This window comes from Streptomyces lanatus (assembly GCF_014655715.1).
Lineage (GTDB): Bacteria > Actinomycetota > Actinomycetes > Streptomycetales > Streptomycetaceae > Streptomyces > Streptomyces lanatus.
Genome location: NZ_BNBM01000001.1, coordinates 255,224 through 268,039 on the forward strand (window position 1 = coordinate 255,224; position 12,816 = coordinate 268,039).

The 12,816-nt window shown below is 70.1% G+C and carries 10 protein-coding genes; 8 read left to right on the forward strand and 2 right to left on the reverse strand.

The window, feature by feature from the left end; genetic code table 11:
- The first annotated feature begins 19 nt into the window (after positions 1-19).
- The 6 genes from tal to IE325_RS01180 are packed head-to-tail and all read left to right on the forward strand — an operon-like array spanning position 20 to position 7,735.
- Positions 20-1,210: a transaldolase gene (tal, locus tag IE325_RS01155; RefSeq protein ID WP_190067725.1), complete on the forward strand. Its 1,191-nt coding sequence runs from the start codon at positions 20-22 to the stop codon at positions 1,208-1,210.
- Positions 1,207-2,751, forward strand: a complete 1,545-nt coding sequence (zwf, locus tag IE325_RS01160; protein ID WP_190067726.1) for a glucose-6-phosphate dehydrogenase — start codon at positions 1,207-1,209, stop codon at positions 2,749-2,751. The genes tal and zwf overlap by 4 nt, the downstream gene beginning before the upstream one ends.
- Complete coding sequence (opcA, locus tag IE325_RS01165; protein ID WP_190067727.1) at positions 2,748-3,683, forward strand: glucose-6-phosphate dehydrogenase assembly protein OpcA; 936 nt, start codon at positions 2,748-2,750, stop codon at positions 3,681-3,683. The genes zwf and opcA overlap by 4 nt, the downstream gene beginning before the upstream one ends.
- Entirely contained in the window at positions 3,676-5,358 is a 1,683-nt protein-coding gene (gene pgi / locus IE325_RS01170; protein ID WP_190067728.1) for a glucose-6-phosphate isomerase, read from the forward strand. Before opcA ends, pgi begins: the two co-directional genes overlap by 8 nt.
- 1 nt (position 5,359) lies before the next feature.
- Positions 5,360-6,238: a phosphogluconate dehydrogenase (NAD(+)-dependent, decarboxylating) gene (gene gnd / locus IE325_RS01175; protein WP_190067729.1), complete on the forward strand. Its 879-nt coding sequence runs from the start codon at positions 5,360-5,362 to the stop codon at positions 6,236-6,238.
- 51 nt (positions 6,239-6,289) lie between these two features.
- Positions 6,290-7,735 carry a membrane-associated oxidoreductase gene (locus IE325_RS01180; RefSeq protein WP_190067730.1) on the forward strand — a complete coding sequence of 482 codons (1,446 nt, stop codon included), beginning with the start codon at positions 6,290-6,292 and terminating at the stop codon, positions 7,733-7,735.
- On the opposite strand, the gene IE325_RS01185 is transcribed toward IE325_RS01180, so the two are convergent.
- Both IE325_RS01185 and IE325_RS01190 read right to left on the reverse strand, forming a co-directional pair.
- The gene (locus IE325_RS01185) at positions 7,722-9,521 is read right to left on the reverse strand and encodes a bifunctional sugar phosphate isomerase/epimerase/4-hydroxyphenylpyruvate dioxygenase family protein (protein WP_190067731.1); all 1,800 of its coding nucleotides are present in this window, start codon (positions 9,519-9,521) and stop codon (positions 7,722-7,724) included. The two genes, IE325_RS01180 and IE325_RS01185, sit on opposite strands and share 14 nt — an antisense overlap.
- Positions 9,522-9,535: 14 nt before the next feature.
- Positions 9,536-10,423 carry a shikimate dehydrogenase gene (locus IE325_RS01190; RefSeq protein ID WP_190067732.1) on the reverse strand — a complete coding sequence of 296 codons (888 nt, stop codon included), beginning with the start codon at positions 10,421-10,423 and terminating at the stop codon, positions 9,536-9,538.
- Between the two features lie 168 nt (positions 10,424-10,591).
- Between IE325_RS01190 and IE325_RS01195 the strand changes: the two genes are divergently transcribed.
- Positions 10,592-11,263 carry a TetR/AcrR family transcriptional regulator gene (locus IE325_RS01195; RefSeq protein WP_190067733.1) on the forward strand — a complete coding sequence of 224 codons (672 nt, stop codon included), beginning with the start codon at positions 10,592-10,594 and terminating at the stop codon, positions 11,261-11,263.
- Positions 11,264-11,447: 184 nt separating this feature from the next.
- Complete coding sequence (locus IE325_RS01200; protein ID WP_190067734.1) at positions 11,448-12,794, forward strand: MFS transporter; 1,347 nt, start codon at positions 11,448-11,450, stop codon at positions 12,792-12,794.
- Positions 12,795-12,816 lie beyond the last annotated feature (22 nt).

A 12,816-nucleotide genomic window follows, 5' to 3' on the forward strand; every position in this document is an offset into this window, starting at 1 on the left:
TCCAAACGCCTGAAAGAAGTTGATCACTGTGACCACCGAAGCGACCGCCACCACGGACACGCTGAAGCGCCTCTCCGACGAAGGCGTCTCGATCTGGCTGGACGACCTCTCCCGCAAGCGGATCGAGTCCGGCAACCTCGCCGAGCTCATCGCGAGCAGGCACATCGTCGGCGTCACCACCAACCCCTCCATCTTCCAGGCCGCCATCGGCTCCGGTGAGGGCTACGAGGAGCAGCTCGCCGACCTGGCTGCGCGGGGCGTCACGGTCGACGAGGCCGTGCGGATGATGACCACCGCCGATGTGCGGGCCGCCGCCGACATCCTGCGGCCCGTGTACGACGCCACCGGCGGGCGGGACGGCCGGGTCTCCATCGAGGTCGACCCGCGGCTCGCGCACCGAACGGCGGCCACGATCGCCGAGGCCAAGCAGCTGGCCTGGCTGGTCGACCGGCCCAACGTGATGATCAAGATCCCGGCGACGAAGGCGGGCCTCCCGGCGATCACCGAGGTCATCGGCCTCGGCATCAGCGTCAATGTCACGCTGATCTTCTCCCTGGAGCGCTACCGCGAGGTCATGGACGCCTACCTGGCCGGCCTGGAGAAGGCCGCCGCGAACGGCCTCGACCTGTCCGGCATCCACTCCGTGGCCTCCTTCTTCGTCTCCCGCGTCGACTCCGAGATCGACAAGCGGCTGGCGGCGATCGGCACGGACGACGCCCTCGCGCTCAAGGGCAGGGCCGCGCTCGCCAACGCCCGGCTCGCCTATGAGGCGTACGAAGATGGGTTCGGCTCTGCCGACAATTCAACACGCAGCGGTGAGCGCTGGACCGCCCTCACCGGCGCCCGCGCCAACAAGCAGCGCCCCCTGTGGGCCTCGACCGGCGTGAAGGACCCGGCCTACAAGCCCACCCTGTACGTGGACGAACTGGTCGCCCCCGGCACCGTCAACACGATGCCCGAGGCCACCCTCGACGCCACCGCCGACCGGGGCGAGATCACCGGCGACACGGTGACCGGCGGCTATGCGCAGGCCCGTGCCGACCTGGCCGCCGTGGAGGCGCTGGGCATCTCCTACGACGAGGTGGTCACCCGGTTGGAGGACGAGGGCGTCGCCAAGTTCGAGGTGGCGTGGCAGGACCTGTTGGACGCCGTCAAGAAGTCGCTCGGGAGCAAGGGCAGCAAGGGCAGCAAGGGAGCTGACGCGGAATGACCTCCTCCGACTGGGACTGGGACTGGGACAACCCGCTGCGTGACGCGCGGGACCGCCGGCTCCCCCGTATCGCAGGACCGTCCGGGCTCGTCATCTTCGGGGTCACGGGCGACCTGTCCCGCAAGAAGCTGATGCCGGCCGTGTACGACCTCGCCAACCGCGGCATGCTGCCGCCGGGCTTCTCGCTGGTCGGGTTCGCCCGCCGGGACTGGGAGGACGAGGACTTCGCGCAGATCGTGCACGACTCGGTGCGCGAGCAAGCCCGTACCGAGTTCCGCGAGGAGGTCTGGCAGCAGCTGTCGGAAGGCATGCGGTTCATCCCCGGTGACTTCGACGACGACACGGCGTTCGACCGGCTGCGCCAGACCGTGGAGGAGCTGGACAAGGCGCGCGGCACCAGCGGCAACTACGCCTTCTACCTCTCCGTACCGCCGAAGTTCTTCCCGAAGGTCGTGCAGCAGCTGAAGAAGCACGGTCTGGCGGACGCCCCGGAGGGGTCGTGGCGGCGGGCGGTCATCGAGAAGCCGTTCGGGCGGGATCTGACGAGCGCGCGGGAGCTGAACGCGATCGTGCACGATGTGTTCGACCCGGAGCAGGTCTTCCGGATCGACCACTATCTGGGCAAGGAGACCGTCCAGAACATCCTGGCGCTGCGCTTCGCCAACCAGATGTTCGAGCCGATCTGGAACCGGTCGTATGTCGACCATGTGCAGATCACGATGGCCGAGGACATCGGCATCGGCGGCCGGGCCGGCTACTACGACGGCATCGGCGCCGCCCGTGACGTCATCCAGAACCACCTCCTGCAGCTGATGGCGCTCACCGCCATGGAGGAGCCCGCCGCCTTCGACGCAGCCTCGCTGCTCACCGAGAAGCTGAAGGTGCTCAGGGCCGTCAAGCTGCCCGAGGACCTCGGCGCGCACACCGTGCGCGGGCAGTACGCGGGGGCCTGGCAGGGCGGCGAGAAGGTGCCCGGGTATCTCGACGAGGACGGCATCGACCCGGAGTCGAGGACCGACACCTACGCCGCCGTCAGGCTGAACGTCGACAACCGGCGCTGGGCGGGCGTGCCGTTCTATCTGCGCGCCGGCAAGCGGCTCGGGCGGCGGGTCACCGAGATCGCGGTGGTCTTCCAGCGGGCCCCGCACTCGCCGTTCGACTCGACCGCCACCGAGGAGCTCGGGCAGAACGCGATCGTCATCCGGGTCCAGCCGGACGAGGGCATGACGGTGCGGTTCGGCTCCAAGGTGCCGGGCACCTCGATGGAGATCCGGGACGTGACGATGGACTTCGCGTACGGCGAGTCCTTCACGGAGTCCTCGCCCGAGGCGTACGAGCGGCTCATCCTGGATGTGCTCCTTGGAGACGCCAATTTGTTCCCCCGTCACCAGGAAGTGGAAGAGTCCTGGAAGATCCTCGACCCCATCGAGGAGTACTGGGACACACACGGCAGGCCGGCGCGGTACGCGTCCGGGAGCTGGGGACCCGAGGAAGCCGACGAGATGCTCGCACGAGACGGACGGAGCTGGCGCAGGCCATGAAGATCGACCTGAGCGACACCACGGCAAGCAAGATCAACAAGGCGTTGGTGCAGGGCCGCCGCGCGATCGGCACGCCGGCCGTGGGCATGGTCCTGACGATGGTCATCGTCACGGACGAGGAGAACGCCTACGACGCGATCAAGGCGGCCGAGGAGGCGTCGCACGAGCACCCGGCGCGCACCCTGGTCGTCATCAAGCGGCACGCCCGCACCCCGCGCGACCGCACCCGTTCCCACCTCGACGCCGAGGTCCGGGTGGGCGCCGACGCGGGCACCGGCGAGACGGTCGTGCTGCGCATGTACGGCGAGGTGTCCGACCACGCCGACTCGGTGGTGCTGCCGCTGCTGCTGCCGGACGCGCCGGTCGTGGTGTGGTGGCCGGTGGACGCGCCGGAGAACCCGGCGAAGGACCCGCTGGGCGCGCTGGCCCAGCGCCGGATCACCGACCTGTACGCCACCGAGACCCCGCTGGCCGACCTGGAGGTGCGCGCCCGGTCCTACGCGCCCGGCGACACCGACCTCGCCTGGACCAGGCTCACCCCGTGGCGCTCGATGCTGGCCGCGGCCCTGGACCAGGCCCGCACCCAGATCATCTCGGGGGCCGTGGAGGCGGAGGCCGACAATCCGGCCGCCGAGCTGCTGGCGCGCTGGCTGGAGGCGCGGCTGAACGTGACGATCGACCGCGTGGTCACGGCGGGTCCCGTCGTCACCGCGGTCCGCCTCGGCACCGCCGACGGCGAGATCGTCATCGACCGTCCCGAGGGCCCGCTGGCCACGCTGTCCCTGCCGGGCCAGCCGTCGCGCACCCTCGCGCTGAAGGTCCGCACCACCTCCGAACTCATCGCCGAGGAGCTGCGGCGCCTCGACCAGGACGAGATGTACGCCATCGCCCTGCGGGGCGAGGCCGCCAAGGAGACGCCCTCCCATGTCTGAGACCCCCCGGCTCACCCGGCGCCCCGAGTGGACGGCGCTTGAGGACCACCGCGCGGACGCGTTCCAGCGCCCGCGGCTGCGTGAGCTGTTCGCGGCCGACCCCACCCGCGCCGAGCGCTATGTGGTGCGCGTGGGCGATCTGCGGATCGACTACTCCAAGCATCTGATCAACGACGAGACCCTCGCCCTGCTCGGCGAACTCGCCGCCGCCACCGATGTGTCCGGTCTGCGCGACGCCATGTTCCGCGGCGACCGGATCAACGTCACCGAGGACCGGGCGGTGCTGCACACCGCGCTGCGGGCGCCCCGGGACGCGGTGATCGAGGTGGACGGCGAGAACGTCGTGCCCGGCGTGCACGCCGTCCTCGACAAGATGGCCGGCTTCGCCGACCGGGTCCGCTCCGGCGCCTGGACCGGGCACACCGGCCGCCGTATCCGCAATGTCGTCAACATCGGCATCGGCGGCTCCGACCTCGGCCCGGCCATGGCGTACGACGCGCTCCGCCCCTTCACGGCACGCGAGTTGACGTTCCGCTTCGTCTCGAACGTCGACGGCGCCGACCTGCACGAGGCCGTGCGGGACCTGGACCCGGCGGAGACCCTCTTCATCGTCGCGTCCAAGACGTTCACGACGATCGAGACGATCACCAACGCCACCTCGGCGCGTTCCTGGCTGCTGGCCGGGCTCGGCGGTGACGACAAGGCGGTGGCGAAGCATTTCGTGGCGCTGTCGACCAACGCCGGGAAGGTCACGGACTTCGGCATCGACCCGGACAACATGTTCGAGTTCTGGGACTGGGTCGGCGGCCGGTACTCGTACGACTCGGCCATCGGCCTGTCCCTGATGATCGCCATAGGCCCGGACCGCTTCCGCGAGATGCTCGACGGTTTCCACACCGTCGACGAGCACTTCCGCACCGCACCCGCCGAGGCCAACGCCCCGCTGCTCCTTGGCCTGCTCGGCATCTGGTACGGCAATTTCTTCGGCGCCGAGTCCCACGCGGTGCTGCCGTACTCGCACTACCTGTCGAAGTTCACGGCGTATCTCCAGCAGCTGGACATGGAGTCCAACGGCAAGTCGGTGGACCGCGACGGGCAGGTCGTGGGCTGGGAGACCGGCCAGGTGGTGTGGGGCACGCCCGGCACCAACGGGCAGCACGCCTACTACCAGCTGATCCACCAGGGCACCCGGCTCATCCCGGCCGACCTGATCGGCTTCGCCCGCCCGGTCGCCGAGCTGGGCGACGAGCTCAAGGCGCAGCACGACCTGCTGATGGCGAACCTCTTCGCCCAGGGCCAGGCGCTCGCCTTCGGCAAGACGGCGGACGAGGTGCGCGCTGAGGGGGTGCCCGAGGAGCAGGTCCCGCACCGCACGTTCCTCGGCAACCACCCCACCACCACGATCCTCGCCCCCGAGCTGACCCCGTCGGTCCTCGGCCAGCTCGTCGCCCTCTATGAGCACAAGGTGTTCGTGCAGGGCGCCGTCTGGAACATCGATTCCTTCGACCAATGGGGCGTGGAACTGGGCAAGGTCCTCGCCAAGCGGGTCGAACCCGCCCTCACCCAGGGGGCCGACGTCCCCGGTCTCGACCCGTCCACGGCCGCCCTCGTGGCCGCGTACCGCTCGCTCAAGAACGCATCGGACGCGCAGGGCGTCCAGAGGGAAGTGAACTGACATGCAGATCGGCCTTGTTGGTCTCGGTAAGATGGGCGGCAACATGCGCGAGCGTCTGCGCAAAGCCGGCCACACCGTCGTCGGCTACGACACCAACCCGGAACTGTCCGACGTGGCGAGCCTCGCCGACCTCGTCGACCAGCTCGACGCGCCGCGCACGGTGTGGGTCATGGTCCCGGCCGGCGGCCCCACCCAGCTCGTGATCGACCAGCTGGGCAGTCACCTCAAGCCCTACGACATCGTGGTCGACGGCGGCAACTCCCGCTGGACGGACGATGAGAAGCACGCCAAGGAGCTGGCCGCGCACGACATCGGCTTCGTCGACGCGGGCGTCTCCGGCGGCGTGTGGGGCCTGCAGAACGGCTACGCCCTGATGGTCGGCGGCGAGAAGGAGCACGTCGACCGGCTCAAGCCGATCTTCGAGGCGCTCAAGCCGGAGGGCCCGTACGGCTATGTCCACGCCGGCAAGGTGGGCGCCGGGCACTTCGCGAAGATGGTTCACAACGGCATCGAGTACGCCATGATGCAGGCCTACGCCGAGGGCTGGGAGCTGCTGGAGAAGGTCGAGTCGGTCGACAACGTCCGCGAGGTGTTCCGCTCCTGGCAGGACGGCACGGTCATCCGGTCCTGGCTGCTGGATCTCGCGGTCAACGCCCTCGACGAGGACGAGCACCTGGAGAAGCTGAAGGGCTTCGCGCAGGACTCCGGTGAGGGCCGCTGGACGGTGGAGGCAGCCATCGACCACGCGGTGCCGCTGCCCGCGATCACCACCTCCCTCTTCGCCCGGTTCGCGTCCCGCCAGGACGACTCCCCGCAGATGAAGATGATCGCGGCCCTGCGCAACCAGTTCGGCGGCCACGCGGTCGAGTCGAAGGAGTAGCGAGAAGCGTCGAGTTGACAGCTTTCGCGGCCGGCGTCAGAGTCCCGCCTGATGGAGATCAACGATCTGACGCCGGCCGAACTGCGCGTATGGCAGGCCTTCCCCAAGGGTGAGGCCGTGGACTTCGGTGACGCGACGGACGACTCGGATGACCAACGGACCGTGCGCGCCGTGGTGTTGAGGGCGCTGCTGCTCGACGGCCCGGTGGTGAGCGGGGAGGTCGCCGCCCTCAAGGTGGCGGGCGCGCACGTCACCGGTGTGCTGGATCTGCGGTACGCGACGATCGAGAGCGTCATACGGCTGAGCGACTGCCGCTTCGACGAGGTGCCCGACCTCTCGGGCGCCCAGCTCAAGTACCTCAATCTGAGCGGGTCGGTGCTGCCAGGGCTGGCGTCGGCCCGGGTCCGGGTCGATGGCGGGCTGCGGCTGACGGGCTGCCGGTTCGGGGGGCCGGTGCGGCTCGGCGGGGCGCAGATCGCGGGGGCGCTGTATCTGGAGGGGGCCGAGATCACCGCGCCGGAGGGGACCGAGGATCCGGTCCTGCAACTCCACCAGGTGACGGTCGGGGAGGACCTGTGCGCGTCACGGTTGCGGACGCGCGGCGAGGTCCGGCTCGACGGCGCCACGATCAGTGGCTCGCTCCGGCTAGAGGAAGCTGAGCTCAGTAATCCCGACGGTCGCGCCTTCCACTCCGAGGCACTGCAGGTGGGTGCCAATGTCCTGTGCAGGCGGCTGAGCGCGCGGGGGAGGATCGACCTGCGAGGCACCCGCATACCAGGTCTGCTCGACCTGCTGTACGTCCGGTTCTCCAACCCCGGAGGCACCGCGCTGCATGCGAGCAGCTGCGTCATCGGCGAGATATGGCTGCGCAAGGGCCCGCCGATGGAGGGCAGACTCAACCTCCGCCGCTCCCAGATCGAGCACCTCAACCTGGAGCCCGAGATGCTCCCGGACCAGGTCCGCGTGCTCGACCTCACCTACACCTCGCTCACCCCGCATGTACCACCGGAGCGACGTCTGCCCATGCTGGAGCGGGACGAGGACACCTTCGACCCGCACGGATACGAGCAGTTGACGGCGTCGTACCGCCGTACCGGCGACGACCACGCCGCCCGCCTCGTCCAGCTCGCCAAGCAGCGCCGATACCGCACCACACTCCCCTGGTACGGCCGCCTGTGGGGGCATGTCCAGGACGCCACCGTCGGCTACGGCTTCCGCCCGATGCGCGCCCTGGGCTGGCTGATGTCGCTGCTCGCGGTCGGCTCGCTGGTGTTCGCGCTGCACGCACCCCCACCCCTGAAGGCGGGCGAGGCCCCGGACTTCAACCCGGTCTTCTACACCCTCGACCTGCTGCTGCCGGTGATCTCCTTCGGCCAGGAACCGGCGTTCGCGCCGGACGGCGGCCAGCAGTGGCTGTCGTATGTGCTGGTACTGGCCGGCTGGATCCTGGCCACCACGGTCATCGCCGGTGTGACCCGCACCGTCAGCCGCCAATGACGGCCCGCGCGGAGTGCTGCGCGGCCAGCCGCACGGGTGCGTTCGGCGCCCCGTACCCCCGATAGCCTTCCCGCTGCACGAGCTCGAAGAAGACCCGCCCGACGGTCATGGTGTAGCAGTGCCGGAACTCGCCGTGGGCGTCACGGTCGTAGAGAATGCCGAGTTCTTGGTACGTGGCCAGCTCGCCGTCCGCGAATTCGTACCGCGCGGCCAGGTCCTCGTAGTAGTTGGCCGGGATCGGCAGCAGCCGCCCGCCCGCCTCCCGGTACCGCCGCGCCGCGGCGACCACGTCATCCGTGGCCAGCGCGATGTGCTGGGCGTGCACGGTGTCGTCGGTGGGAGCCGCCCCGACACTCAAGGCGATACGGACGCTGCCGTCGGGGTTGGTGACGGCTCGGCTGCGCATCAGGCCGTACGGGTCGGCGACATCGACGCTCTCCTGGGCTTGCAGGCCGAGGACGCTGCGGTGGAAGAGGGTGGCTTCGTCGTAGTGATGCCAGGGCTGGGTGAGGGCGAGGTGGTCGATGCGCCGGACGCCTTTGGCTGCCTGGTTTCCGGTGTCGGTGAAGTCGGCGCGCCAGTTGGGGAGTTCGGGCTGGTCGGTGGCGCAGAAGAAGAGTTCGGTGCCGTCGGGGGCGGCGACCGCGTCGAGCGGGGCGTCCTCGGTGGCGCGACGGCGGGGCAGTACGGGCGCGAGGAGGGCCTCGGCTCGGCGGGCGGCGGCGGCAGGGGCCGGTGATTCGAGGCCGATGGCGGCGAGGCCGGTGCCGTCGCGGCGGGCGGCGCCCGAGGTGTTGACCAGGATGCGGGCCTCGCCCTGCTGCCAGAGGTCGACCGGCTTGGTGCGGTGGCGTGCGGTGCGGGCGAAGCCCAGGGCACCGAGTACGGCGGCGACCGGTTCGGCGTCGGGGGTGACGAGTTCGGCGAAGGCGACGCCGGTGGGGACGACCGGGGCGGGCGGGGTGGCGACGCCGACCGTCTCCTGGAGCACCAGCAGCGACCGGTGCGCGTCGACGGCGGTCGGGCCGGCGTCGGCCTGACGGAAGACGTCGTTGAAGACCTCCAGGGACAGGGGGCCGTCGTATCCCGTCCGCAGGACGTGCCGGACGAGCCCGGCGACGTCGAAGCCGCCCTGGCCGGGGAAGCAGCGGTAATGGCGGCTCCACTGGAGGACGTCCATGGCGAGGAGGGGCGCGTCGGCGAGCTGGAGGAAGAAGATCTTCTCGCCGGGGATGTCCGCAATGCCTTCGAGGCTCTTGGGTTCAGAGCCCCGGGAAAGGATGTGGAAGCTGTCCAGACAGGTGCCGAGCGCGGGATGGTCGGCGGCTTCGACGATGCGCCAGGCATGGGTGTACGTGTTGACGTGCCGCCCCCAGGCGAGCGCCTCGTACGCCACCCGGATGCCAAACTCCTGGGCGAGGTCGGCGAGTTGACGCAGGTGGTACGCGGCGAGCGCGTCGTCGTCCACGGCCAGCGGATGGACACTGGAGCAGACGAGCACGGTGTCCGCACCGAGTCGGCACATCAGCTCGAACTTGTGCCGGGCGCGACGTAGATTGCGGGCGAAGGCGTCGGCGGGGACGGCTTCGATGTCCCGCATCGGCTGATAGAGGTCGATGGTGAGACCGAGGTCGGCGCAGCGGGCGCGGATCTCCTCAGGTGTGAGGGGGCTCGCGAGCAGGTCGTTCTCGAAGATCTCGATGCCGTCGAACCCGGCGCGGGAGGCGGCGGTGAGTTTCTCGGTGAGGGAGCCACTGAGGGAGACGGTGGCGATGGATGTACGCATGCCGTTACCTGTTCCTAGCTCGGGGTTCCTACGGCTCCGGCGAGCTCGGCGATGTCCGCGAGCATCCGGGCACTGTCCGGCTCCCGCCCGGTGAACAGGCGGAACGCGTCCACGGCCTGGAACACGGCCATGCCACCGCCGTCGAGGGTGGCGCAGCCGAGCTGACCCGCGGTGCGCAGCAGCTCGGTCTCCAGCGGGCGGTACACGACCTCGGCGACCCAGAGCCCCGGGTGGAGCAGCTCGGCCGCGAGCGGCAGGCCGGGGTGGGCGGCCATGCCGGTCGGGGTCGCGTGCACGAGGCCGTCGGCCCGGCCGAGCAGCGCGGGGAGCGCGTCGGGGGCGGCGCCCACCGCACGACCGGCACCGAAGTGCCGGTTCAGGGCGGCGGCGAGATCGGCGGCCCGGTCGCTCAGCGCGTCGACCACCGTGACCCGCTCGGCGCCCAGCGTCAGCATGGCGTGCGCCACGGCCGCCCCCGCTCCCCCGGCGCCCAGCTGCACGACCCGCTCCAACGCCACATCCGGCAGCCCGCGCGCGAATGACGCGGCGAACCCGGTGACATCCGTGTTGTGCCCGACAGCCCGCCCGTCGTCCTCGAAGACGACGGTGTTCACCGCCCCCAGCGCCTCGGCCTGCGGAGCGAGCGCGTCGAGGTGCTCGATGACGAGCTGCTTGCAGGGATGGGTGATGTTGAGCCCGTCGAACCCCAGGTCACGCGCGGCCCGCACCAGGTCGCCCACCGCCTCCGGCGGCACGCGGAGCGTGTCGATGTCGATGAGCCGGTACAGATAGCGCAGCCCCTGCCGGTCGGCCTCCCGCTGGTGCAGGGCCGGGCTCAGCGAGGGGCCGATGCCGGAGCCGATCAGCCCGACGAGATACGAGTCCTTGGCGTCCTTGGCCACCGGGGGACCTCCTGAGCGGCTCACTAATGTACGAACTGGTGAGTTAGTAATAGCAGCCGGGCGGAGGCTTGTGAACCCCCGTCCCGACACCCGGGGCGACCGGGCTTCTACAATCACCGGCACGCAGGTGGGCCACGGGGGCGCACCCGCCCTCGCCGAAGGATCCCGATGACCAGCAGCGTCGAAGAACCGGCACGTGCGAACGGGGGGCGGATCCGTGACGCCGCCCGCACCAAGGCCGAGATCCTCGACGTCGCGACGCAGGAGTTCGCCCGCGCCGGTTACGACGGCGCCCGCGTGGACGAGATCGCCGCCCGCACCCGCACCACGAAGCGGATGATCTACTACTACTTCGGCGGCAAGGAGCAGCTCTTCACGACCGTCCTGGAGCGGGCGTACGGCGTGATCCGGGAGGCCGAGCAGCAGCTCGACGTCGAGCATCTGGACCCGGTCGCGGCCATCCGCCGCCTCGCCGAGCTGACCTTCGACCACCATGAGCAGCACCCGGACTTCATCCGACTGGTCAGCATCGAGAACATCCACGGCGCCGAGCACATCGCCGCCTCCGAGAAGCTCGGCAGGATCGGCTCGCCGGCCCTGGAGGTGATCCGCCGGATCCTGGCGTCGGGGCAGGAGTCCGGCCTGTTCACGGCCGATGTCGACGCCGTCGATCTGCACGCGATGATCAGCTCCTACTGCTTCTTCCGGGTCTCCAACCGGCACACCTTCGGCGCCCTGTTCGGCCGCGACCTGGTGGATCCGGCCCGGCGCGAGCACTACCGCGCGATGCTCGGCGACATGGTGATCGCCTACCTGACCGCCGAGCGCGCCGCGGACTGAGGCGGCGGACCAAGTCGTACGGCGACACCTCTTGACACCCGGGAAACGTGGGCGCAACATCCGTAGCCACCGCTACTAACTACCCAGTGGGTTAATTAGCCGGGATCCGGCACTCCCCTTCCTGCTGCAGCCTCATGTTTCCGCTCACTCCACATATGTTGGAGTCCCCTCGAAGGAGCACGCCGTGTCCGTCCCCGTCCCCCAAGCCCCGCCCGGGCAGCCAAGGAAAGCCGCCACCGCCGCTTGGATCGGCAGTGCCCTCGAGTACTACGACTTCTTCATCTACGGCAGTGCCGCCGCGCTGATCTTCCCCGAGGTCTTCTTCGACGAGTCCGACCCGGCGACGGCCACCCTGCTGTCGCTGGCCACGTTCGGGGTGGCGTACGCGGCGCGGCCGGTGGGCGCGTTGTTCCTCGGTCACTTCGGGGACCGGCTGGGCCGTAAGAAGATCATGGTCTTCACGCTGATCCTGATGGGCATCTCGACGTTCCTCATCGGCTGTCTGCCCACCCGCGACCAGGTCGGTACCCTCGCGCCGGTCCTGCTGGTGCTGTGCCGGGTCCTCCAGGGCATCTCGGCGGCCGGCGAGCAGGCCAGCGCCAACTCGATGACCCTGGAACACGCGCCACCGCACCGGCGCGGCTTCTTCACCAGCTTCACGCTGAGCGGCACCCAGGGCGGGCAGCTGCTGGCCACCCTGGTCTTCATCCCGATCGCCGCGCTGCCGGAGGAGCAGCTGATGTCGTGGGGCTGGCGAGTGCCGTTCTGGATGAGCGTCGCGGTCGCCGTCGTCGGCTATGTCATCCGCCGCAAGCTCCAGGAGACCCCGGCCTTCGAGCAGCAGGCCGCCACCGAGGGCGTCGTCAAGCTGCCGCTGGCGGTGCTGATGCGGGAGCACTGGGCGGATGTGCTGCGGGTGATCGCCGGTGCGCTGGTCGCCTCGGTCAGCACGATCTTCACGGTGTGGGCGCTGTCGTACGCCACGAGCGACTCGGTCGGGATGGACAGGTCCGCCATGCTGTGGGTGGGCGCCCTGGCCAACCTGGTCGCGCTCGGCGCGATCCCGCTGTGGGCGACGCTGTCGGACCGGATCGGGCGCCGCCCGGTGTTCCTGATCGGCGCGGCCGGCAGCGCGGTGACGATGTTCCTGTACCTGTGGGCGATCTCCACCGGCTCTTACCCGCTGACCCTCCTGCTGGGCATCATCACCTTCGGTGTGATCTACAGCGCCGCGAACGGCGTCTGGCCCTCCTTCTACGGCGAGATGTTCTCCACCCGGGTCCGGCTGTCCGGCATGGCCATCGGCACCCAGATCGGTTTCGCGGTCGCCGGTTTCGCGGTCACGTTCGCCGCGCAGATCGCGGGCCCGAACGGCGACGACTGGTCGGCGGTGGCCCTGTTCACGGCCGCGCTGTGCGTGCCGCCGGTGGTGGCGGCGCTGACCGCGCGCGAGACGGCGAAAGTCCCGACCGAGCAGCTGGGCGAGCGGACGGCCGGACAGGCCGCGCAGCCGGCGAAGGTCGCGGCCTGACACTCGGCGTCCACCGGGTCCC